This is a genomic window from Streptomyces spororaveus (assembly GCF_016755875.1).
GTDB lineage: Bacteria > Actinomycetota > Actinomycetes > Streptomycetales > Streptomycetaceae > Streptomyces > Streptomyces spororaveus.
On sequence record NZ_BNED01000005.1, the window covers coordinates 1,267,695 to 1,289,168 of the forward strand.

Sequence of the window (21,474 nt, forward strand, 5' to 3'; positions counted from 1 at the left end):
GGTTCCGGATCCGGAGCCGGTCCTGGTGGAGGCGTACGAGCAGCGGATGGCCCGATACGGGCTGGCTCCCCGCTCGGCGCCTTCGAGGCCGGCGCGGCCGTGGTGGTGTGGGGGCCAGTGGCGTGTACTGCGATCCGGCCAACGCGATGCGATCAGGACAACCTGCTGAAGATCTTCTTCACTCAAAACAGGTTGAGAAAAGGGAAAGAAACGGCACCGGAAATCGCGCAGCGAAAACGCACTGCCTGCGCGGGCCCGTCAGGCCATGCACGCAGGTCGCGTGATCGCTCCCGCGGTTCGGTACGTCTTTTCCGGACCGGACCTGCGTGAAGACCTTCCCCGGATCTGGAGCATTCCTAACCCCCGACCCGGCACGCAAAACAGCCTCTGACCTGCAAAAACGTGATTCTTGAACCTTGCGATCAGTGCGCCGATCGGGAACTCTCAACTCCGTCAGAAGCGAGACGGGGGAGGATCCCATGGAGATATACGCGGCGCTCATCAGCTCCTGCGCCACGATCGTCAGCGCCTGGATCACGGTCCGGTGGGCCAGCCGCCAGAAGTAGCGCGTGGCCGTACGGCACCGCCCCCGCTCCGAAGCTTGGAGTGGGGGCATTGGCGTGTGCGAGGCCGGATCGGGCGGCCTGCCGCTCAGCGCTCCACGTAGCCGACGGTCCCGGTCCGCCGGGCGTTGTCCACCGCCTTGAGCCGGGCGAAGTTCACCGGCAACATGATCTCCTCCCACTCCTCCACGGTGTGGACCTGAACCTCGCTGTGTTCCTCCGGGTCAAGGACAAACCCGGAGATCTGCTCGTCGGTGAGCTGGCCGCCGTCGAAGATGACCTCGAACTTGTTCAGCGGCCCGCCGGATCCACGGCCGTAGAAGCAGACCGCGAGGAGCCTCTTCTCGCCCTCGAAGACGATCCCCGTCTCCTCACGGCACTCGCGCACCGCACACTCCCAGGGGGTCTCGCCGTGGTCCATGTGTCCGCCGGGCCATTGCCAGTTCTCCACCTTGTGGACGGAGCGCAACTGGACCGGGCGGCCGACGGTGTCGGTGAAGTAGAAGCTCGCGCCAGACGTGGCATTCGCGATGGTCTTGACGTACTCCTCGGGCGGCAGCCAGGTCATGCGGTGGTCTCCTTGTGGTCTTCCTGCTTCCACACCATGTCGTTCTCCAGCGTCTGCATGACAAAGCCGACCTCCTCGTACAGTCCGACGGCCGCCTCACTCGAATACAGGGTGACCCTTCCGCAGCCCTTGCCCACTGCCCAGTCGAGCAAGGACGTCACGCACTGCCGGGCGTAACCGCGGCGGCGGTGGTCGGGGTGGGTCGCCACGCTGTTGATGCGCCCTACCAGGCCGGTGGGGTTGCGGGGGTTGGCGATGGCGGTGTTGAGCGTCCCGAAGGCGTGGGAGAGGATCTGTTCTCCGTCGGCGACGACGAAGGCGCCGAGGTTACTTTCGGGGTTCAGCCGGTTGACGAGGTCGGCTTGCAAAGTGGAGCGCCAGGCGTCGGTCACGAGCTCGCCGTGGGAGATTTCCACGTGCAGGCGCGTGATCTGTTCGGCGTCCGCCGGGGATGCAGTGCGCAAGCGGGGCGTCATGAGGGCGGTCTTCTTTCTCTGCTGAGGGGATGAGCGAGGTTCCCATATCCACGGTGGCGTTTGGTGGGAGAATTCGGCATGACCTCACCGACGTTGACCGTTGTGAGCGGGCCTGCGGGTACCGGGAAGACCACTCTGGCGCACGAAATCGCGCGGGCGGTCGGCTGCCCCGCCGTCTGCCGTGACGAGATCAAGGAGGGGATGGTGCACGCCACCCCGGGGTTCGAGCCGAGTCCCGGTGACCCGCTGACCCAGCGCACGCTCGCCGTCTTCTTCGAGGTTCTGGCCCTGTATCTGCGGGCCGGGGTGTCCGTCGTGGCAGAGGCCGCGTTCCAGGATCGGCTCTGGCGCCCGGGTCTTGAGCAGCTCGCCGGCCTCGCCGATATCCTCGTCATCAGGTGCACCGTTGACGACGTTGTGGCCCGGGACCGGATCGTTCGCCGGGCCAAAGAGAACGCGCAGCGCTCCGCGCACGCCGATCAGGATCTGCTGCGCTCGCTGGAGAACGGCACGTTCTCCCTTGGCTCGTGGGTTCCGATCTCTTTGGACGTGCCGACGCTGGAGGTGGATACGACGGACGGCTACAGCCCCGGCATCGACCAGGTCGTCTCGTTCGTGAACCAGCCGGGAGCCGGGGCCGCCCGCTAGCCCTGTCCGTCAAACTCCAGGCTCACCGCGGCGGCAAGGTTGTCGAGGATCTCGGGCATAAAGCGTGCGCCGATCTCGCAGGGGGTGGTCATGCTGTCGCAGAACTCCTGGTACGGCTGTGAGATAGCGGAGGCCCAGTGCTGTGGGAAGTACACGGCGTCGTCGGGGACGACTCCATACGGGCGCGCAGCTCCGGCGGCCACCTGGGCTAGGGCGTCGAGCTCGTCGTCCGAGGTGAGGCGCGGGACGAGTTCGGCGGGGGTGAACTAGAGGCCGATGAGGGGTCAGTGGCGCATCAGGGGCTCCGAGGAGTCAGGGCCCGTCGAGTCCGAAGACAGTGCCGAACGGGTCGATGAGCTGGCAGATGCGCCGGCCGGGCTCCACATCGAGAGGGCCGCGGTGATGGGTGCAACCCGCTTCCAGGAGCCGCTTGCGTTCGGTTTCGAGGTCCTCGACGGACCAGTACGGGACGGTGCTTCGCCCGTGGGCGTTGGCTTTGGGGGACGCCTGGTGGAAGCCGAACTCGAGTCCGTCGTGGTCGATCCAGGCGTAGACGGCGGTGCCGTTGATGTCGAGCTTGACCTCGGCTTCGAAAATGTCGCCCCACCAGCGGGCGGCAGCTTCGGGATCGTCGACGAAGACCATGACGGTGCGGATACCGCGCACTTGGGATTCTCCTTGCGTCGGGAAGTGGCACGGTATCGCTGGGCTGGTCACTCGTGTGCGCCGCGCAGTAACGGAGGCCGGTGGCAGCGGCGCACGCTGCCAGGGCACGTATGAGGTCGTGATCGTTCCACTGGGCGCCGAGTTCGCGTACGTGGTGCAGGTAGGCGTGGCGTGCCCAGCGCGGGGACGGGTGTCCTTACTGAGCCGCCATGTGGGCAAGGTGATCAGATCGGGCAGCCCTGTGGTGTCCGGGCGGAGGGTTTCCGCGTCGATGAGGGCGAGGTGCCCGTCGGCGCGGCGGCGGACGTGTTCCGGCGTCCCGTTCAAGGAGACGATCGAACGGGCCCACCAACGGGTGGACGAAGCCATCCGGGCGGAAGGCGCGTACCGGGTCACCTGCCTCGGCGGAATCCTCGTCTGCCGAACAGCGCAGCCATAGAACGACATCCTTGAGCTGTGGCGACGGCTTCCGCGACCAGGTCGACCGGAAGTCACCCCAGGACCTGTGGCTTCCAAGCGGGTGAGGAATGCCGCGACCAGCCAGAGGTCAAGCGGCGAGGACCGCACTGACCCCCAGTAGGGCCTCAAGCTCCGCGACGGCCTCGTCCTCGCCGGTGGCGTGGACGGTGGTGATCCCCAGCTCTGCGGCCGGCGGAAGGTTCAGCCCGTGATCGTCCACGAACACGCACCGATCGGCCGGCAGACCGATGCGGTCCAGGGTCAGCCGGTAGATCGCCGGATCAGGTTTGGCTATGCCGACCAGCTCGGAGACAACGTGGACATCGAACAAGTCCCAGATCCCGACGTGCTCGTACGGGTTGAAGGGGTCCAGGCCGAAGCTGTTGGACAGCAGGGCGATCCGATGACCAGCCGCCCGTGCCGCACGGGCGAGGGCAACCATCCGGCGAGCCGCCGGCACCCCGGCCCACGCCCGCCCCATCAGGTTGACCGGATCCACATGCGCACCCAGCAGAGGGGCAGTCCCCTCGTTCCACTCCGCCTGCCCTATCTCCCCGACCTCCAGGGCCGCGTACAGACGCCGGCCCTCCGGATGGTCGTTCAGGGTGGCTCGCCACGCCTCCGGGGCCAACCCTTCGGATGCGCACCACGCACGGTGGACAGCGAGAGGGTTGACTGTGAGCACTCCGGCGAAGTCGAGGATCAGGCCGAGCTGTTCACGCCCGTCCGCGCTGTCAGTGCTGTGCGGCATCCGGTGTCCCTTCCGCGATTGGTCTCACAGGGGACGCTACCGTGAGACACCCGGTCCCAGTTCGACTTGTGACGTGAGCCCTGCTACGCGGCGGATCCGACCGGCGGCGTGACGCTGTAGCAGTCGGAGCAGGTCTCTTCACCGGAGGGCCAGTGCTGGTCGCTGCGGGCCCCGAAGACGTCCGCCATGCGCTGCTTGGTCTGGTGGTAGATCGGCGCGTAGCCCTCGGCGGTGATCTCGTTGGAAGGGACGTGACCTCGCATGGTTCGAGTCCTCTCGGTCGCCGTTCGAGGCAGCCGCCGGGTGACGGTGCCAGGACGTACGCCCGCAGAGGGCGCCTGCGGGAGATCGAGTAGATCCGCCCATTCCGTGATCGGGAAGGCCAATTCCGGTCGACGGCTCCTTCTGTGCCGGTCACTTGAAAGACCGCGGCCTCCACGGGCCCGAGTGCGTCGCGGTGCTGGCCGTCGCCGAAGCTCTGCACGATCACGAGGTTCGCCGGTGCAGTTCGTACACCGGGTACGGCACTGGCTGCCCGTCGCCGACGTGGAGATCGACGGTACCGATGCGGGTGAAGCCCGCCTTGGCGAGGACGCGGCCGGAGGCAGGGTTGTCGGGGTGGTGCTTGGCCTCCAGACGCTCAAGTGCAGCTTCGGCGAAGACAAGTGGGACGAACTGCCGTACGGCGTCCGTGGCATGGCCGCGCCCCCAGGTGTCCTCGCGCAGGATGTAGCTGAGGGCGGCGGTGCATTCGTCCTGCCGGCGGCATTTGACGAGGCCGATGAGGTCGCCGGCCACGGCGATGCCGAGGCTCCAGTGATCGCGGGGTTCTGCGTGGTCCTCGTCGCGGATTCTCGCCAGGCGTACGACGGCGTCCTCGACCGGCATCTGGTAGCCCTCGCCGTGGGTGAAGCGGACCGAGGCCCCGCTATAGATGCGCGCCACAAAGGGAGCATCATCGGGGGTCAGCCCTCTCAGCTCGACCATGCGGCTACCTCGGCGGCGGTGGGGCGCTGGGCGGGGTCCGGGGCCAGGCATGCCTCGATCAACGCTTCCAGAGCCGGAAACGGCCACGGCTGGACGTCCGGGAGGGCGTGCAGCTTGCCCTCCGCCACAGCGCGGAGCTTGTCAGCACGCGGGGTGTCGTCCTCGTATACACCGGGGCGGCGCCCGGTCCAGCACCAGAACAGCGAGGCGCCCAGACCCCAGATGTCGGCGGGCGGCTCCGCCTGGACGTGGACATCGGCGGCGGTAGCCAGGATGGCGTCGGCGATTTCAGGGGCGGTGGTATGCGTCAGCGCCCCCCGGTAGGGCAGGCGGGCGGTGTCGGGGCCGCAGGCCAGGGCGTAGTCGATCACGTGAGCCCCGCCGTCGAGGTCGACGAGGGTGTTGGTGGGCTGTACGTCGGCGTGTGCCCACCCGGCGGCGTGTATCAGGGCGAGGCGAGCGGCCCACGTCTGCGCCACACGCAGGACCAGGGCGCGGTTGGCCACAGTGTTCCCGGTAACCTCGCGGGCGGTAGCCAGAGCGTGCCAGAGCGGTGCACCGTCGACCCACTCCACCGCCAGCCACCGCCCGCTCTCCCACTCTCCGGCATCGACGCGGTAGGCGGAGTGGACCGCGCCGGCCTCTGCCAGGACCTGGAGGTGGTGGTCTTCCTGCGCCAATTCCCGTGCCTTTTCACGGGAATCGTCGCCGTCAGGTGCATTGGCCTTCAACGCCAGAGCCGCCCCGAGCACCGTGATCTTCCACGCCCGGGAGCCCCGCCTGTCGCTCAGCAGACCGTGGACGACTGTCCCGAACCGCTGCTCCAGGGCTTCCACCGCTTCGGCAGGAGGTGCTGCGCCCATCGTTTGATCTCCGTCCAGTCGTGTCCGATGCTGTCGAGGGCGTCCTGGCCGTCGTCGACCGCTGCCGCCACGGCGGCGGCCAAGTCCGGCGTCGCGCCAAGGAAACGCGGGTCACGGGGCCGTACCGCGACCCGCACGAGAACGAACCGGATCAAAGGTGTCCGGCCGGGAGCTGGCAGTGCGCCCATTAGCTCCTGCGGGTGGTGTCGAGGGTCTGGGGGGGTTGTGTTCGGTGGCGCCGGCCTGCCGTTTCCGAGGAGCGCGAGCACCAAGGCCGGGTCTCCTTCGTATGTGATGGCGTCCTCGTCCGGTCCAGGGGGCTCGAACCGCGCGGCGAACCGTTCGAGGTCGTGTTCTTAGAATCGGATATCAGCCGGGCCTCCCGTCACGTTCCGCGCCCTGACCCGGTCCCACAGCTGCGCATGTGTAGCGGGCAAGCGCAGCACCAGCGGCACACCGGCCGCCGCGGTGACGGTCTGCCGCCATTCCTCCCGCTCGGCCCGGGTCCACAGGCCGTGGTCGAGAACAACCTCATGGCCCTTCCCCAACAGGGCGCCCACCCGGGCTCGGATCTCCGCGAGCACCGGCCGCTCCCGGGCGGTGAAGGTTCCGCGCGGGTAGTCCACACCGTAGATCCCGTACCGTCGGTGCATCTCCTCATCCGTACACAGCCGCACCAGCCCGGCCCCGGCGAGGGCCTCAGCCAGGTAGGTCTTGCCCGAGCCGGGTAGCCCCGCCATCAGGACGCAGCGCGGCGCGCTCCCGGCCCTCGGTTCGTTCCGGAAGCGGTGTCCGCCGAGCGTGGTCTCGTTGCTGACAGCGCTCGTGGTGGTCTCCTCGGTCACGGTGTCGAGTCCGCCTGCCGGTGCTGAACCCATGCCCGGCCTGCCTCAGCGGCTCGGGTTCTGTAGGCGCGGAGCTCCGGTGTTCCCTGCTGGGTGCGGCTGGTCCAGTAGTCGGTGAGGGCTTCGGCGATGGCGTCGATCCCGGCAGGGGGTGCGCTCCGGTAGGCGGGGGCCTGAGCGGCCCATCGTTCGGCGTTGGCGGGGGTGTGACCGGTGAGGATGAGCTGCGGGACGAGGAGTGCGAACTCTGCCCACGCGGGGCCGCGGTAGGGCCATGCCCAGTCTAGGAGGGTGATGGTGCCGTCAGGGGTGACGAGGAGGTTGTCGGCGCGGAGGTCGCAGTGCAGCAGGGTGTCGCCGTGCCCGTACTCCTCGGGGAGGGGGCGGCCGCTGAAGATTGGGCTGTCCGCGAGCGGCGGGGCAGAGGGAAGGGGACACGGGGTGAGTGCTGCGTGTGCGTGACTCAGGGTCTCGGTCAGGGTGTGCAGGTCCAGTGATCCGGGGGCGAGGTCGGGGTGCCGGCCTGTGACGTAGTCGAAAGCGAGCGCGATCCAGCCGTGCGACTCGGCCGCCGTGAGCAGCGCCGGGCTGATACCGGCAGGCAGGGTCCGGGCGGCTGCCATCTCGGTGCGGTACATCCCGGCGGCGGGGTCATCGGCGGGGATCGCCTTGACGAACACTGGGCCGCGGGCGGTGTCGATCCGGACGCGGACCCCGGAGGTGTAGCCGCCCGTCACGGGGACCGCCACGCCGGTAATAGCGAGTTCGTGCGTGAGGCGGTCCCTCAGGGAGGCGGGCAGGTCATTCCAGTGGCGTGCGGTCATCCGTCGATTCTCCTTGTCGGCGCTGCCGGTGTTGGCTGTGAATGAGTTCCGATGAGGCGCGCGAGTGGGGGGGTGGACTTGTCGGGCGAGGAGGGTAGCGCCGAGCTCAGTGAGGTGGACGCCGTCGGTCCACAGCGAGAGGCCGGGCGGGAGGTTCTCGGCCGCGTTCTGGAACGCTTGTTGCACGTCCACGTAGCGGGCCCCCGCGGTCGCGGCCGCGGCCGCGGCAATTGTGTTGTACGCGGCCAGCATGTTGTTCATCTCGGCCACTGCGCCCAGATCGACGGCTCCGGCCCCCACCGTCGTCTCACCGATGCAGAGCACCTCCTTGCTGGCGGAGACGAGCACATCGAGCGTCTGCGCGTACAGGTCGGCGAACTCCTCCGGCCCGACGCCCTCCGCTTCCCTGCCGGCCTGATGGGCGCGCCACACGTCGTTGATGCCGCAGCCGATGACCGCGACGTCGTACAGGGTCCCGCTGGCCTTCACGGTGTCGTGCACGATTCGGCGCACGTCGCGGATGGTTGCTCCGCCCTGGGCCCGGTTGTCATGCTCAAAGAGCGTGCCTGGATAGTCGGCCTGGAGTGCCAGCGCGACGAGGTACGGGTAGCCGCGCCGTTGCCACCCTTCCACGGTCACCGTCGCGCCGACCGGCGGGAGCCGGGTCTGGTCCGACATCACAGCCACGTGGGCCTGCAGGTGTTCCATGATGCTGGTCCCGAACCAGCCGACCCTCACGGTGCGCCCACGGGTGACGTGCTCACCCATGGGTCGTGCCTGTGGAGGCAGTCGCGGACGCACCGGCCTGGGCGCCGAGGGGCCAGGGGTACTCGCTGTACGTGACACCGTCGGCGATGTGCTGCAGAGCAATGCCGAGGTACGGGGGCATAGGCTCCGGGAGGTTGGTGGCCTTGTGCCACTCCCAGCCCTGGCACTTGTCCGGCTCCGGGTTACCGATCTGGCCGTGCCAGTTGTTGACCTCGAAGAAGAACGCGATCCGTCGCGACCCGGAGTGGGTGGAGACGTGGTGCATCAGGTGCACGAACCGTACGTCGCCGGGCTTGACGGTGGCGCCGGTCTCCTCGGTGAACTCCCGAGCAGCCGCCCTCGTGGCGGGTTCGTGGTCCTCCATCAGCCCGGCCGGTACCTGGTACATGTCGGGGAACACTGGCTGACTGCTGCGGCGCCCCATCAGGATCTCGTCGCCGTGGCGGACGATCAGGTGGACGTCGGCGTAGTGAGCGGTGTAAGTGCGGCCGGACCCGACGGTCTTCTCCGGCATGGCTCTCCTCCGATTGTCAAGGCCGGTCACGCTACAGCGCCTCTTCGTGGCCGGCAGCCGATTTCGGTCGCCGGCACTCTCCCCGAGGCCCGTCTGTCAGGGGATGTCTCGCAGCTCGTGCAGCAGCAGCGATCCCACCCAGCAGTCCCACAGGGCGCCTTGGGACATGGAGCGGAACCTCAGGGTTCCGTCATGTCGGGATCACGCTCTGAGGGGCGTGGGCGGCGTGACGCCGGTCAGCTCCTCGGCCCGCTGACGCAGGTGGGGAGCAAGCTCTTCGTACCAGCCGCGGCCTACGGCCTGGAGCATCTCGGCGAGGGCGATCTGCTCGGCGAGGCGCCCGGCATCCGTCTCCAGGATGTCCGCGAACTCCTTGCGGACACGCTCGGCAACGGCCGGGACACGGAGGCTGTTGACGTACAGCATGGCGGGGTCGTAGCCGAGGGGGACAGCTCCCCAGCGTTCCCAGTCCAGCAGGACGAAGGGGTGTCCGGTGATGTTGGCCCACTGGAGATCGGCGTGGCCGGTGACGCGTTCGGTGATGGCCGGCGCAGGGATGCCGAGGAATTCGGGGAACACGCGATCGGCCCACTCCTGGCGGATGGTTGTCCGCGGGGGCTCGGCGTCGGCGAGGGCGTCCAGGCTGTTTCGCAGGTCGCTCCACCAGTCATCGGGCAGGTGCGGGTCCTCGACGAGGTCGGGCGTCTCCGGGGAGATCACCGGCTGGGCGATGTAGTCGATCAGTTCGCCCTCGAAGACGTAGGGGTCGGACTCCCAGCGGTGCAGGCCGTGCAGGTGCGGGCGGGAGACCAGGCCGGAGATCCGCTCCTCGGCGACCACGATCCCCTCCGTCATCGCGGCTGATGCCTTCGCGATCTCTCCACAGTGGACGCGCAACCACCGGTCATCGGTGGTGCGGGAGCCGATGGTGCGGCCGAGCCAGCCCCAGGAGACCGGGCCGGTCGCGGTGGTACCGAAGTGGTCGCAGGCGCGGGCCAGGGCATGCTCCATGCGGCCTTGAGTCTCGTCATCCTTGGGCGAGTACATCGGTGACCTTCCTCAAGTGGTCGGGTGCGAGCGGGGCGGCGGCGGCCTCTTGCGCGGCGGACCGGTGCTCGGGGGTGCTCGCGGACAGCAGTACCACGTCGAGGCTGGGGCAGGAGACGGCGGCGAGGAGACAGGCTGCGGCCGGCGCACTGCCAGGGCGAATGTAGTCGGCGAGTTCGGGTGTGGTCAGGCGCGGGAGTTCTCCGCCGTGCAGAGGCGAGGAGCCGAACGTGGCCAGGCCCGCTGCACGAGCTTGCACCAGGGGGCCGCGGCCGTCCATGGCGAGGCTGATGGGCCGGGCCATGACCAGGCTCACCGGGAGCTGTACGGCGCGCAGATGGTGTTCACCCGATCCGGCGGCTTCCCGCGCGAGGTCGAGGAGTTCGGTGACGGTGAACGCGCCGGAGGTGAAGGCGGACCAGGCGGCCACGCCGTACCCTCTGATGCGCCCGGCGTGGGCGAACTCCTCCAGCACGGCGAATGCCGCGCGCAGCCGCTCGTGCAGCGCCTCGCGGTCGAGGTGGGCGTGCTCGGGGTTGTGGACGAACACGATATCGGCGCGGCCGAGGACGTCCAGGGACCGGTCCGTCTGCCACCGCAGGAATTCGGGAGCGAGGCTATGACCGGCGGCGGCCTGGTCGTCGGCGAGGATGCCCTGCTGGACCGCCGCGGCGCCCTCCTCCTTGCCGAAGAACCCCGTCTTCGTGGACACCTTGACCTGCGGGTGCTCGGCGAGGACCGGGGCGAGTTCCTGGTGCGCGCGGCCGTAGTTGGGGGGCGGTGTCGATCCAGGCCGTGCCCTGAGAGCAGGCGGTGCGCGCCGCTTCGGCGACGTCGCTCACCTTGTACGTGCCCAGACCGAGCGAGGCGGTCACCGGCTGCTCCCGACCACGGCCGCGGCCTGTCCTGCGACCAGCGCGGTCATGACCTGCGCGGCCTGGTCGACCGTGAGCCCGGAGTGCTGTGCGAGCACGGCGAGGGTGACCGGCCCGCCTTCGGCGAGGAGGTGCAGGAGCGGGGCTACAGGGAGGGCGAAGGCGAACTCCTTACCCGCGCCGGCGAGCGTCACCACCTGGTCGTCCTGGTCGAGGTAGGCGCGGGGGGCGGTGAGCTTGACCGTGGTCCGGGGCTCGGCGGGCACGGCGCCCAGGTGGGGCAGGGACAGGCGGGGGCGTCCGGGGGTGGGTCCCGTCGATCGAGGGGCCCAACGGTCGAGCACGTCCGGCTCGTCGAGGAGCGTCAGGACATCCTTGCGTACGGCTTCGAGGTAGGCGGCCCGCTCGCCCTGGTTGCTGTGCCGGGGGACGTCCTGGCGGACGGTGGCATTGACGCGTAGCTCGTCCACTGCCCAGCCCAGGAATTCGGCGCCGGTCTGCGTGGCGAGCCCGAACGTGAGGTGCAGGGAGGCGGTGCCCTGGTCTGCGGTGACGGCGTGCCACCAGCCGCGCGGTAGGTAGAGCACATCGCCGGGCGTGAGCACGATGTCCGCAATCGGCTCCCCGGTCGGGGCCTCGGGGGGCTTCGACGTCGCGCCATGCAGGCGCCTGCCGGGTCGGACCGTAAATGCAGCACGGATCGCCGACCCACACCCCGCACTCACCGACGTCTCGGCCCACCTCCTGGTCATCGCCTACGCCGTCCCCGGCAGAGCCCGAATCGGCAAGTAACTCACCCAGCATCAACACGGCCGGGTACCCCTCACCCCCGCCCCCGCGGCGCTACGCAGGTACGGTCGGTGAAGAACCAGGCCCCCTTGGCGCATGTGGCGCCCAGAACCCGCCCCTTCTCCCGGAGCCACGGATAGCGGCCTTGCAACTCCGCAAAGTTGTCGTTCGTCACGACCATCGCACCAGAGTCATCCGCAATAGCCGCGACGAGGGCATCCCCCTTGCCCTCCGTACCGGCCGGCGGCTGGATGATGTCGCCCTTGCTAAGGGCGGCCACCACCGCTTCCCGTTCTGCGTCCGAGACCTTGTGCCGGAAGGTGGCATCGACCACGACGTGGATGTCGGCCTCGGGATACTTCTTGGCGAGCGCCGCCCGCGCGGCTTGGAGCTGGGAGAAGCTCGGGTGGTCGTCATCCTCATAGACCCCCGGACGGACCGGTGAATGACCGATCCAGGCGAGGTTGGAGCCGTCGATGACCAGGGTGTGTGGGCCTCCGTCGACCTTGACCGGCCGAGCCTTGGGCGGCACCGGCACGGGGCGGGCACCCCCTGCCGAGGGGGTCGACCCGAGGGGGTCCGGATTCGAGTTGGCCTTCAGCAGGCGGTCCAGTTCCTCCCGGACCTCGGGTGTGGGCCCACCCGAACCAAAACTTTCGACCTCCTGGTCGACCACTACTTCCCCCGTGTGCTCCAACGTGGCCTTGACGTGGAGTAGCCCGTTGGAGTCGTACGTGTACTCCAGATCGAAGCGGGACTCGTCGCGGACCCGCGGCGTGGGGTACGTGAGGGTGAGCTCGGTGAGCTGCACGTTGTCGCGGTGGGCGAGCTCCTTGTCCGGGTCGCCCTCCCAGATCTCCACGGACAGCTTCCGCGCGTGGTCCTTCTGCGGCGTGTAGCTCTTGCGCTCCTTCCAGGGCAGCGGCGAGTTCCTGGGGATGATCTGGCTGAACCGCTTGCGTCCCGCGGAGTCCTTGACCATCGTGCCAAGCGCATGGCTGGTGGCGACCTGGATGACCCCCTCAGTCTCACCAGCGAGCACCGCCGCCGCGATCGACGCTCCGCGCGCTACCGCCGTCATCGGGTCACACAGCTCGGTCGGCACTGGCTCCATCTGGAGTGCTTCGGCCACCGCGGCCCGCACGCTAGGAATCTGACTCGTACCACCGATCATGAGGATCTCGTCCACGTCGAGCGGGGCCATGTGCAGGTCCCTCAGGCACTGCTCCACCGGCGCGAGGGCGCGGTCGACGAGGTCGCTGATCGCCTCCTCCAGCTCCCCCTGGTGGATCTCGACGCCGACACCGTCGGGAGTGATCACCGTGACGAACGGCTGGGAAGAGAGCAAGATCTTGTTCCGCTCCACGTCCAGCCGGAACTGCCGCTCCTGCGCCGGAGTCCAGGCCCTGCGCGCGGGCGCCCGTTCAAGGACGAGTTCGCGCAGCCGCCGGTCGATCTCCAGACCTCCGAGCTCCGTCACCCCGCGTGACGCGCGCTCCTCGAAGAACCCATCCGAGTAGTCGAGCACGGTCACATCGATGGTGCCCCCACCCCAGTCGAAGACCAGGATCTGGGAATCCTCGCGGAAGTCGTGAACGTACGAGATGGCGGCTGCTGTCGGCTCGTTGAGCAAGGCCTGGACCTCAATGCCGGCGAACCGTGCCGCCGCCCTGGTCCGGTACCGCGCGGCGCCCGTCGCGTTGGCGGGCACGGTGATCACGGCGCGCTCGATGTCAGTGAGGTTGTGCTGGGCGCCGTCGCGCATGGCGGTGAAGACACCGGCCGCGACAGTGGTCGCCGCGAAGCGCTTGCCCTGAATGGTCACGTACTCGTCGCTCTTGAGGAGCCGCTTGCAGGCTTCGGCCGCCTCTTCGGAGCGGAGTTTGGCCTCCCAACCGAACAGAGGGCCACGCCGCAGCGAGCTGACGCCCACCACTGAGGGGAAGAGCTGCTCGAACCCAGGGCGCCGCCAGTCGGCGTCGATGTGGTGGGCATCGAGCGGCAGCACCTCGACATCCTCACCTTGCCACTGGGCCACGACCGAGTTAGTCGTACCGAAATCGATTCCTGTCGAGGTCACTTGGCATCGTCTCCCCGCGCGTCCACCGCGCTGGTCCCGTCCTGCTCCGGCAGGCTCCTCGGCACCGGGATCCGTCGCAGCTGCCCAGCGAGCAGCAGCTTGTCCGTCGCCTGGTCCACGTAGGCCGGCCGGACCAGCTCGAAGCCGTCGCCTTCGCCCTCGACGACGACGAAAAGTTCCTGCTCGTCGGCCTCCTCGACCACACGGACCCCCATATCGACGAGCGAGGCACGCACCGCCCGCCGGATGACCCTTGCCGCCTGGTCGGGGTTGCTGGCGACGAGATCAGTCTCGACCAGTCGCGCGATGTGCTCGTCCCGCGTCCGAAATGCCTCCAGCACACCTTGCCGCAGCGCCGCGTTGACCGTGGCGGGGGTGGGGCGGACGTCGTCCGGCAACTGCGCGATCAGTTCCGAGGCCCGTTCGGTGAACCGGGCGAGGAGCTGTGCCGGATGGAGGAGTTCGTCCGGCCTGAGCGTGCGCAGCTTCATGTCCGCCTCAAACTCCCGGACCTCTTTGCGGCGGGTCAGTCCGGTGGGCTTCTTGGCCTGCCCGGCCGCGCTCGGGTCGGACTTGCGAGGTGCGGAATTGCGGCGTGCGGACTTGCGGCTCATGAACTTGTCCTGTGGTCGTGATCGGGGCGCCGGGGCGCGGTCAGCAGGGTGGGAAGAAGGTCGGCGATCGCGCGGTCCCGCACCGCCGCGAGGTCCGCGGCGGCCCGGTGTGTGGTCCGGCGCGGCATCGCGGCGGGCCGCGGCGTCAGGGACCTAGGTCTAGCCGTGGGCAGTCGCAGGGCCGCGGGATCCAGCGGCAGTACGAAAAAGTCGGACCAGTCCTCGGTCCGCTCGGCCTGCTCGATACGGCGCATCGCCCAGTTGGCCTGCGCCGCCAGGTCGAGGTCCTCCCGGTCGGCCCGCCTGCGCTCGCGCCACTGGTGTTTCCAGTGCTCACTCTTGTGCGGCAGTCCCAGCTCCAGATACGGATTGGCGGGCTGGTCCCGGTCGTTACGCCTGGTCCCACGCCGGCGCTCCAGCAGGGCCAGGTTTCCCTCGACCCGCCGGTCGGTTCGGGCGACGCGCGCCAGCGAGACGTAGGCGAGGTCGAGATTGTCGTCGAGCAGGGCGAGGTAGGCGAACATGTTCCATGCCTCGGCCGCGTGCTCGGCCGGCGCACCGTCGTAATCGACGAGCTTGTCTACCTGTGCCTGGGCTTTCTTCCTCTCGCCCTGACAGATGAGGTCGTAGGCCTGCCGCAGCGCCACGAGGGCGTAGAACGGGCCACGCGCTGGATTGACCGCCGCCCTCGGCTCCCACAGGGCGCACATCAGCCGCCACAGCCCACGGTCGGCGGGGATGTCCGGGTCCCAGGAGCCCGTCATGGCGCCCTCCCGCACCTTGCGCAGGCGCAGCACCAGCTCGCGGGGCAGCAGCTCCTCGAGTTCCTTGAGGACGTCCGTCTCGCCGTCGGTGATGCGCAGGAGCAGGTCGTAGAGGCTGCCGGGTGCCGACTCGACCGGCGCACCTGCCAGGAACGCCTCCCGCTCGGCGGGCTCGTCCCAGCCGAGGGAGCGTGCGAGGGCAGCGTCCGTCTTCTCTGGTGCGAGCCTGGCCAGCAGGTAGCTCTGTTCGCCGGCATTCGCCCGCAGGCTCCACGGCTGATGGCCTCGGTCCAGTACGCCTGCCTCGATGAGGTCGTCGACCACACCAAGGGGTGCCCACGGGACAACTGCCGCCAGTTGGTGAATGGTCAGCCCGTCCAACCTCCGCAGGTCGAGGGCCTGCTGAAGTGCGAAGGCTGCGGCGGGGTCTTCCTCGGCGAGGGGGAGGTCGTCCGCGCCGAGTTCTGCCGCCGGGACCGCGCCCGCGATGACCGCGAGGCGGCGCTCACCGGCCGGGGAGAGCCAGGGCAGGCCGGCTTCATGTACGACGGAGAGCACGGCGCCGGTCTGGGCGATGGCCCGGCCCGGTTCAGCGGCTTCGAGCAGTGCCTTGATGGCGGGGAGTAGCTGGGGCGTCGGCTGTCCATCCAGACAGGCACGAATCGTGTCTACTCCCCACCCCAGGGTTTCGTCCTCGGCGTCCACGGAGTCCAACAGTCCCCGCAGTACGTCCTCGACACGCGTCACCGCCTCCGCGCCGAAGACCCCGGCCTTGCGCCACTTGCGCAACGCGAATCCGTCGACCGCGCCCCCGGGGACAGCCGCCGCGGTGGAGCGGCGGGCGGACCGCCGCGCCCGCCACGCCTCGACCATCTCAGATCGCGTCATCGACTCCGTGATCAGTGGTTCCCCCGCGCCGAATCCGCGTCCGGGTTGACCGGCCGAAGCGTCCTCGTTCCCCATGCGACCCCACTCGTCTCCCGCGCTAAAACCTGCGTCATATTTTGACAGGTCTTCTCGGGATGGTCACAGGGCCCTCGCTAGGACACGATGTGCCGAGCGCCCGGCCCCGCCCAGCTCCCGCCTTCGCGCCAGGCGAGGAGCACGCTGAAGGCGCCGTCGACCGCATTGGTCACCCATGGCTCCGTCGGCACGTCGGCCAACACGATGACGAGGAACTCCGCCTGCCCTTCCGTACGCAGGTGGGACACCTCCATGAGGTGGAGTGCCGACTCCCGGATCGACGCGTACGTTCTCGCCTCACCGCCCAGTACGTCGAAGAGCACGGTGCCGTCGGCCCGCGTGCACCAGGCGTCCACGAATACGTTCTCCCCGACCTCCGGCGCGCTGTCGTAGAGATCGGCAAGCAGGCGGTACCGGAGCGCTTCGTGGGATCGGTCCGACCGCGCCGCCACCGTGTGTTCGGCCACAAGGCGTTCCAACCCGGCGTTCGCCTCAGATGGCCAACTCTCCTCCGCCCGTTCCTCTTCGACGGGTCGGGGTGCCGGGTCAGTGGTGAGCATGATCGCCCTTCGAGGCTCGGAGACGGGGTCGGGCAAGGCCGGCGGTCTCCGGTACACAGGAGTACCTGGTTCGCGCACGGTGAGCAGGGAGCTGCCGTCGGCCGAGAGCCTCCACTGGAAGCGGCCGCCCTCGACGATGACACTAGTGTCGGACAACTCGATGTCCGCGGTGCTCAGATCATCGGCGAGCGCTGCGCGCATCGCATGTACAAAGGCCTCGTCGGCCATACCTCGGATCTGCCCCACCTGTTCGTACCCGGCGCAGGCCGAGGCGGTGGCATGCAGTGTCGAGGCGTCGAGCAAGCGAACCTCCTCGACGGCGCCCATCGGCGGTCCGCTCTCCCGCGCCGGCGCGGTCAGGGCCGATCTCCGCGCAGCCCTGGCGTCCTTGCCGACCCGGGACGCGACGCCCGCTTCGACCTGCGCGAAGCTCCGCTCTGCGTGCACGGCGTCGTAGCCCGTGATCGTGTCGGCCTCGGGGCTGAGCATGATGCGGAATCCCGCCAGGTCCAGCGTCCAGGTGCCGTCCGCGGCGCGCAGGTGCCGGGCTCGCTCGATGAACGAGGCCAGCATGGCGTGCAGTTCCACCGCCGCCTCGCGCAGGCTGCCCCGGTGCCGCGCGGCGAACGCCCCGCATGCTCCCGAGCTGGCCCGCACGGCGGCACGCTGCCGCGCGTCGAGGTCGAGGCGGCCATGGTCTCGCGCACCAACCAGTGGGGCAAGGCGGCGGGGCTTGGCCACGGCCACAGGTTCAGGGGTACGGAAGCCTCCACAGGGGGCCGTCCTGCACCACTTGTCCGCGTGGTGAGTGGAGTGGGTGCACGGAGTTCCGTCGGCGAAGTAGCGGCTGCACAGGCTCGCCGCGGGATCCGCGGTGGAGCCGTCCGCGTCAGGCGGGGCGGGAGTCGGAGGGGCAGCGGGCGTGGGAGGTCCGCTCGGGCCGCCGATCTGCGGGGGCAGCGGCAGGGCGTGGACCACGGTCAGCGACTGGGTACACCGCGTCAGCGCGACGTACAGATGCCTCAGGCCCACGGACTCACCCGCGACGATCTCCGCAGGTTCCACCACCACGACGTGGTCGAATTCGAGCCCCTTCGCCTCGGCCGGGGTGAGGACGGCGAGGTTCGCGAGACCCTCCGGACCGAGCGCGCGCGCCATGTCACCGCCCCACGTACCGCCCGGCGGCACGATCACGCCGATCGAGCGATCGTCCCCTCTGCCGGGCGCGCTCGCCCGCAGTCGTGCCACGGCATCGGCGGCCAGTGTGCCTGCCTCCGCTCCCCGGACCACCGCGACGTCCGTACCTGTGTCGCGAACCGAGTCGGGCACTGCCACGCCGGGCGCGCAGTGCGCCCCCAGCCGGGCCACGAAGTCCATGACTTCTCCCGGTACGCGGAATCCCGTCAGTAGCTGGGTGACCCGCCATCCGTCCCGGCTCGCGAGCAACCGCCCGAGCCCGTCCCAGTCCTGGTGGAGGTACGGTCCGGTCGACTGCGCGAGGTCTCCGAGTACCGTCATCGAACCGCTGGGGCAGCGGCGTGCCAGGGCCCGGGCTTCCATCGGCGTGATGTCTTGTGCCTCGTCGATGACCAGGTGCCCGTACACCTTCCGGGGGCGCCCGCCCAGTATGTACTCCAACTCGTCGAGAAGGACGAGGTCTTCACGGCTCGGCTCGGTCCGCGAGCGCGCCGTACGGCTCCCCGGACCGGACCCCGGGTGGGGTGCCGTGAGCAGGTCCTGTTCGGCGGCCGACAGAATGCCCTCGGCCGCCCGGCCGAGGGCGGCCCCGCCGGAGAACTGGCCTCGCAGTACGTCCTGGGCCGCGAGGCTGGGGCAGATCCGCTTGAGGAGACGTACGACGGGCCGGGCCCTGGCTGTCTCGGCCAGGTAGTCGATGTCGGCGGGGCCGGGCAGCAGCCCGACGTAGGCATCGGTCAGGTGCTGTGTGATCTGTTGTACGCACCGCTCCCGGCGCACCTGGTACGGACTGTCGCCGGCCAGCGCCGCACCGGCGATCTCCGCGATCTCCTCCACGGGGATGACGACTTCGCGGCGGTTCAACTCGAAGGTGAATACGGGCCCACCCACCAGGGCGGTCAGTCGCTCGGCCGAACTCATGGTCTCGCAGTCGACGGCCCTGCGCAGTACCGTGGCCATCCTGGAGTCAGCCTTCAACGCGGCGACCGGACGCGGGTCGCGGGGCGACGCTGACGCCGACCACAGCGCGGAGAGTTCGAGTATCGACACGTCGTCGCTGCCGAGTTCGGACAGGGTGACGCCCACGTAATCGAGGAATCCCCGGTTGGGTCCGATGACGAGGATGTCCTTGGCCGTCCGGTGCTTGTTGTCCAGCAGCCAAGTCACGCGGTGCAGGCCGACCGCGGTCTTGCCCGTGCCCGGACCTCCCTGGATCACGAGCACGCCCGCGGGCTCCTCCGCCACGAGCTGGAGCTGTTCCCGCTGGATGGTCTCGACGATGTCGTGCATGACGCCGTCGCGCGCGCGGTCCATCTCCTCGAGGAGCGGATCCCGCCATGCTGGCTCCTGGGCCGCCGTGTCCGGCGCGGCAGCGTCGACCGGTGCTGGTACCACTGCTGCTTCCGCTTCGGCTCCGTGAAGGTCGAGGTAGCGCTTGACCAACTGCTGATCGCAGATGACCTGGCGCAACAGCAGCACCTGTCCCGGATCGCGCTCGCTGGTCAGCCGCCAGTTCACCGCGGCCTGCGAACTCCAGGCGACCACGACGGGATTGCTCTGCTCGTCACGCACCACCCGGCGCCCGACGTAGAACGTGTCGCGGCCCTCGCCCTCGTCGACATCGGCCCTCATGAAGACGAGGGACTTGCCTCCTATCTCGAGCGATGCCAGCTCCCGCTCCCAGGTCCGCCGGGCATCGATGGAGTCCTTGCCGCTAGCCGCGACATCGAGGCCGCTCAACTCCGACGCCTCCTGCCGGGCCCGCTCCAAGCAGGAGTACGCATGGTCGACCGCTCGCTGTTCAGCAGCGAGCACGGCCGCACGCCGAGTGTGGTTCGGCATCCTGCTCTCCCCCTTCTGTAGGGCACGCAACGGGTCGGCGGGCACGGCGGATGTCCCTACTGTAAGAAGTCTGGTCGACAACCCGTTTACCAGAAGCCTCGTTGTTGATCACAGCCAGGCTCCCCAACCCATCAACCTCGCACCCAGATTGGAAAGGGCTCAGCAAGGCCCCTACTCGGCGGGGGAGGGCCCGCCCCAGCGGGCAGGGTCAACGTCCCTGCTCCGGAGAAAGCGCTGCATCGGGACCGAGACCGGCTGCTCCACGGTGAACTCTGCCCCGTGCCGTCGCTCCAGCTCCTCGCACACGCGATCGAGAAGACCTCTTCCCCGCTGGAAGGGGTGGATCCAGACCCAGGTCAGGCACTTCTCGTCCAGGTCGAACCCCACCGCGCCGCACGCGACTGGCGACAGCATGATCACGTCTCTGGAGTTGATCAACAGCACTTCCTGACTGCTGTCGCTACCAGTGGCCGCGAACTGGAGGAAGTCGAACCGAAGCTCGCGCTTGAAGTAGCCGGCGAACTGCTCAACCACCTTCCGTAGCCGCATGTCATCCGTGGCCACGATGAGACGCCCTCCGATGACATCCTCGTCGGCGACGAACGGCAGCGGCACCATGTCGATCAGGTACTTCTAGCGGAACCCGTCCTCCCCGTGCCAGTAGATCTCCAGCTCTTTGTCTCGGCGGGTGAGCTCGTCAGAATCCATGCGCAGAGGCTAGCCGTCGAGTGCTCTGGTTCCGCCCGTTCAGCGCGTCAAGGCAGCAACTTCCGGTGGACACGGAGGCAGACATGGTGCACCCCGAACTGCGACCCAAATCCATTGGTGTTCTCCTAGCAGCCACCGCGCGCGTCTTACCCAGCTCATGCAGCCTCGTAGCTCATGCGAAGCATGGGCTCCGCCCGTCGCAGATCGCGCTCCGTTCTCAGGCGGACCTCCAGGTCGCCCGTGCCGTGGTGGCCGACCGTGCTGACATCACGGATGAAGCCGGGAACGAGGTCGATGTCCTTCGGGCTAAGGCGAAGGGTGACGACGACCTCCTGCTGGTGGGCATGGCTGACGCAGGCGAAGTTACGCAGGCGCCGGTACGCGCGGTACTGCTTGCGGTCCACGCTGCTCACGTCGTCGCCGAGCCCCCGTACTAGCTCATCGATCGCACCGCGGAGGTCGGCCGTACCTGCGCCACGCCGAACAGTCGGCGCACCTTGCGACGGGCGTTTCCGCCCGCCCTTCGCCGACACACCCGCCGTCACCTTCGCCACGGGCTCGAGGGCGAGCAATCCGCTGCCGAAGTAGTTGTAGCGGACGAGGTCGATGGTGCGGCGGATCTCGCGTACAGCGTGGAGGTCGTAGCGGGTGAAGTCTTCTGCGATACAGATCAGCCTCGGGCTACTCCACAGCACCTGGGCTGCCGAGTCCGCCCCGAGCTGCTCGCGAACCAGGTGCTGGAACTCTGCCCGGTGATCGGTCAGCCAGGCGAGGTAGAAGAGGCCCTGGGTGATGACGCCGGCATCACGCCCGCGCTTGTACTCCAGTACGACGGGAGACCCGTTCTCATCGATGCCCAACGAGTCGATCCGGCCTCCGTGGAGCGGCCCAGTGCTGTACTCGCTCGCCAGGAACCGCACCCCCAGCATGGCCTCCATATTCGCCTCGATCACATCCTGCAGGTCGCGCTCCACCTCGGCCGAGCGCGCGGCAATCTCCACCGCGCTCCCCCCGGTCACGTCGAACAGTCTCAGCCCCGACACCTCCCCCTCCTCCTACTCCGTAGACGCCAGAACACCGGCGGCCCTGAGATTGTTTCCGGA

Annotated in this window: 20 protein-coding genes and 1 pseudogene; 2 read left to right on the forward strand and 19 right to left on the reverse strand. The window is 68.8% G+C overall.

The annotated features are described in order from the left end of the window. Nucleotides 1-651: 651 nt before the first annotated feature. Nucleotides 652-1,131, reverse strand: a complete 480-nt coding sequence (locus Sspor_RS08635; protein ID WP_202198502.1) for an NUDIX domain-containing protein — start codon at nucleotides 1,129-1,131, stop codon at nucleotides 652-654. After that, complete coding sequence (locus Sspor_RS08640; protein WP_202198503.1) at nucleotides 1,128-1,595, reverse strand: GNAT family N-acetyltransferase; 468 nt, start codon at nucleotides 1,593-1,595, stop codon at nucleotides 1,128-1,130. The genes Sspor_RS08635 and Sspor_RS08640 overlap by 4 nt, the downstream gene beginning before the upstream one ends. A 90-nt stretch (nucleotides 1,596-1,685) precedes the next feature. Between Sspor_RS08640 and Sspor_RS08645 the strand changes: the two genes are divergently transcribed. Further along, complete coding sequence (locus Sspor_RS08645) at nucleotides 1,686-2,255, forward strand: P-loop nucleotide/nucleoside kinase family protein (RefSeq protein WP_202198504.1); 570 nt, start codon at nucleotides 1,686-1,688, stop codon at nucleotides 2,253-2,255. A 312-nt stretch (nucleotides 2,256-2,567) separates the two neighbouring features. Here the strand turns inward: Sspor_RS08645 and Sspor_RS08650 are convergent, their stop codons facing one another. Beyond that, a complete protein-coding gene (locus tag Sspor_RS08650) occupies nucleotides 2,568-2,921 on the reverse strand; it encodes a VOC family protein (protein WP_237403754.1) in 354 nt (117 codons plus the stop codon). 313 nt (nucleotides 2,922-3,234) lie between these two features. Between Sspor_RS08650 and Sspor_RS40440 the strand changes: the two are divergent. Next, nucleotides 3,235-3,360: pseudogene (locus Sspor_RS40440) on the forward strand (class I SAM-dependent methyltransferase); the annotation flags it as partial. A 108-nt stretch (nucleotides 3,361-3,468) separates the two neighbouring features. Here Sspor_RS40440 and Sspor_RS08655 read toward each other — a convergent pair. From Sspor_RS08655 to Sspor_RS08730, 16 genes are all read right to left on the reverse strand, one after another. Continuing rightward, the gene (locus tag Sspor_RS08655) at nucleotides 3,469-4,131 is read right to left on the reverse strand and encodes an HAD-IA family hydrolase (protein WP_202198505.1); all 663 of its coding nucleotides are present in this window, start codon (nucleotides 4,129-4,131) and stop codon (nucleotides 3,469-3,471) included. 83 nt (nucleotides 4,132-4,214) lie between these two features. After that, on the reverse strand, nucleotides 4,215-4,394 hold the full coding sequence (locus Sspor_RS08660; protein WP_202198506.1) for a hypothetical protein: 180 nt from the start codon (nucleotides 4,392-4,394) through the stop codon (nucleotides 4,215-4,217). A gap of 223 nt (nucleotides 4,395-4,617) precedes the next feature. Next, nucleotides 4,618-5,076, reverse strand: a complete 459-nt coding sequence (locus Sspor_RS08665) for a GNAT family N-acetyltransferase (RefSeq protein ID WP_237403755.1) — start codon at nucleotides 5,074-5,076, stop codon at nucleotides 4,618-4,620. Between the two features lie 29 nt (nucleotides 5,077-5,105). Beyond that, a complete protein-coding gene (locus tag Sspor_RS08670; protein ID WP_202198508.1) occupies nucleotides 5,106-5,981 on the reverse strand; it encodes a protein kinase domain-containing protein in 876 nt (291 codons plus the stop codon). 356 nt (nucleotides 5,982-6,337) lie between these two features. Then, nucleotides 6,338-6,859 (reverse strand): P-loop nucleotide/nucleoside kinase family protein, encoded by a 522-nt coding sequence (locus Sspor_RS08675; RefSeq protein ID WP_237403756.1) that lies wholly within the window; start codon nucleotides 6,857-6,859, stop codon nucleotides 6,338-6,340. Then, nucleotides 6,823-8,418: a DUF459 domain-containing protein gene (locus tag Sspor_RS08680; protein ID WP_202198509.1), complete on the reverse strand. Its 1,596-nt coding sequence runs from the start codon at nucleotides 8,416-8,418 to the stop codon at nucleotides 6,823-6,825. The genes Sspor_RS08675 and Sspor_RS08680 overlap by 37 nt, the downstream gene beginning before the upstream one ends. Further along, entirely contained in the window at nucleotides 8,411-8,932 is a 522-nt protein-coding gene (locus tag Sspor_RS08685) for an NUDIX domain-containing protein (protein WP_202198510.1), read from the reverse strand. Before Sspor_RS08685 ends, Sspor_RS08680 begins: the two co-directional genes overlap by 8 nt. A 201-nt stretch (nucleotides 8,933-9,133) precedes the next feature. After that, on the reverse strand, nucleotides 9,134-9,943 hold the full coding sequence (locus Sspor_RS08690) for a hypothetical protein (protein WP_237403757.1): 810 nt from the start codon (nucleotides 9,941-9,943) through the stop codon (nucleotides 9,134-9,136). 16 nt (nucleotides 9,944-9,959) lie between these two features. Further along, the gene (locus Sspor_RS08695; RefSeq protein ID WP_237403758.1) at nucleotides 9,960-10,691 is read right to left on the reverse strand and encodes an aldo-keto reductase family protein; all 732 of its coding nucleotides are present in this window, start codon (nucleotides 10,689-10,691) and stop codon (nucleotides 9,960-9,962) included. A 159-nt stretch (nucleotides 10,692-10,850) separates the two neighbouring features. Beyond that, nucleotides 10,851-11,459, reverse strand: coding sequence for a JmjC domain-containing protein (locus Sspor_RS08700; RefSeq protein WP_202198512.1), 609 nt, complete (start codon nucleotides 11,457-11,459; stop codon nucleotides 10,851-10,853). A 218-nt stretch (nucleotides 11,460-11,677) separates the two neighbouring features. Next, the gene (locus Sspor_RS08705; RefSeq protein WP_237403759.1) at nucleotides 11,678-13,681 is read right to left on the reverse strand and encodes an Hsp70 family protein; all 2,004 of its coding nucleotides are present in this window, start codon (nucleotides 13,679-13,681) and stop codon (nucleotides 11,678-11,680) included. 38 nt (nucleotides 13,682-13,719) lie between these two features. Further along, on the reverse strand, nucleotides 13,720-14,337 hold the full coding sequence (locus Sspor_RS08710) for a hypothetical protein (protein ID WP_202198514.1): 618 nt from the start codon (nucleotides 14,335-14,337) through the stop codon (nucleotides 13,720-13,722). Continuing rightward, entirely contained in the window at nucleotides 14,334-15,989 is a 1,656-nt protein-coding gene (locus Sspor_RS08715) for a hypothetical protein (RefSeq protein WP_202198515.1), read from the reverse strand. Before Sspor_RS08715 ends, Sspor_RS08710 begins: the two co-directional genes overlap by 4 nt. Nucleotides 15,990-16,141: 152 nt before the next feature. Then, the gene (locus Sspor_RS08720; protein ID WP_202198516.1) at nucleotides 16,142-19,663 is read right to left on the reverse strand and encodes a HelD family protein; all 3,522 of its coding nucleotides are present in this window, start codon (nucleotides 19,661-19,663) and stop codon (nucleotides 16,142-16,144) included. Nucleotides 19,664-19,834: 171 nt separating this feature from the next. After that, the gene (locus Sspor_RS08725; RefSeq protein ID WP_202198517.1) at nucleotides 19,835-20,281 is read right to left on the reverse strand and encodes a hypothetical protein; all 447 of its coding nucleotides are present in this window, start codon (nucleotides 20,279-20,281) and stop codon (nucleotides 19,835-19,837) included. 245 nt (nucleotides 20,282-20,526) lie between these two features. Continuing rightward, nucleotides 20,527-21,414, reverse strand: a complete 888-nt coding sequence (locus Sspor_RS08730) for a DUF5655 domain-containing protein (protein WP_202198518.1) — start codon at nucleotides 21,412-21,414, stop codon at nucleotides 20,527-20,529. Nucleotides 21,415-21,474 lie beyond the last annotated feature (60 nt).

Coding starts and splice junctions, on each gene's coding strand:
- Sspor_RS08645 (WP_202198504.1), top strand. CDS start 1,686: ATGACCTCACCGACGTTGACCGTTGTGAGCGGGCCTGCGGGTACCGGG.
- Sspor_RS08675 (WP_237403756.1), bottom strand. CDS start 6,859: ATGGGTTCAGCACCGGCAGGCGGACTCGACACCGTGACCGAGGAGACC.
- Sspor_RS08725 (WP_202198517.1), bottom strand. CDS start 20,281: ATGGTGCCGCTGCCGTTCGTCGCCGACGAGGATGTCATCGGAGGGCGT.
- Sspor_RS08670 (WP_202198508.1), bottom strand. CDS start 5,981: ATGGGCGCAGCACCTCCTGCCGAAGCGGTGGAAGCCCTGGAGCAGCGG.
- Sspor_RS08715 (WP_202198515.1), bottom strand. CDS start 15,989: ATGACGCGATCTGAGATGGTCGAGGCGTGGCGGGCGCGGCGGTCCGCC.
- Sspor_RS08685 (WP_202198510.1), bottom strand. CDS start 8,932: ATGCCGGAGAAGACCGTCGGGTCCGGCCGCACTTACACCGCTCACTAC.
- Sspor_RS08710 (WP_202198514.1), bottom strand. CDS start 14,337: ATGAGCCGCAAGTCCGCACGCCGCAATTCCGCACCTCGCAAGTCCGAC.
- Sspor_RS08635 (WP_202198502.1), bottom strand. CDS start 1,131: ATGACCTGGCTGCCGCCCGAGGAGTACGTCAAGACCATCGCGAATGCC.
- Sspor_RS08720 (WP_202198516.1), bottom strand. CDS start 19,663: ATGCCGAACCACACTCGGCGTGCGGCCGTGCTCGCTGCTGAACAGCGA.
- Sspor_RS08680 (WP_202198509.1), bottom strand. CDS start 8,418: ATGGGTGAGCACGTCACCCGTGGGCGCACCGTGAGGGTCGGCTGGTTC.
- Sspor_RS08690 (WP_237403757.1), bottom strand. CDS start 9,943: ATGGAGCATGCCCTGGCCCGCGCCTGCGACCACTTCGGTACCACCGCG.
- Sspor_RS08660 (WP_202198506.1), bottom strand. CDS start 4,394: ATGCGAGGTCACGTCCCTTCCAACGAGATCACCGCCGAGGGCTACGCG.
- Sspor_RS08655 (WP_202198505.1), bottom strand. CDS start 4,131: ATGCCGCACAGCACTGACAGCGCGGACGGGCGTGAACAGCTCGGCCTG.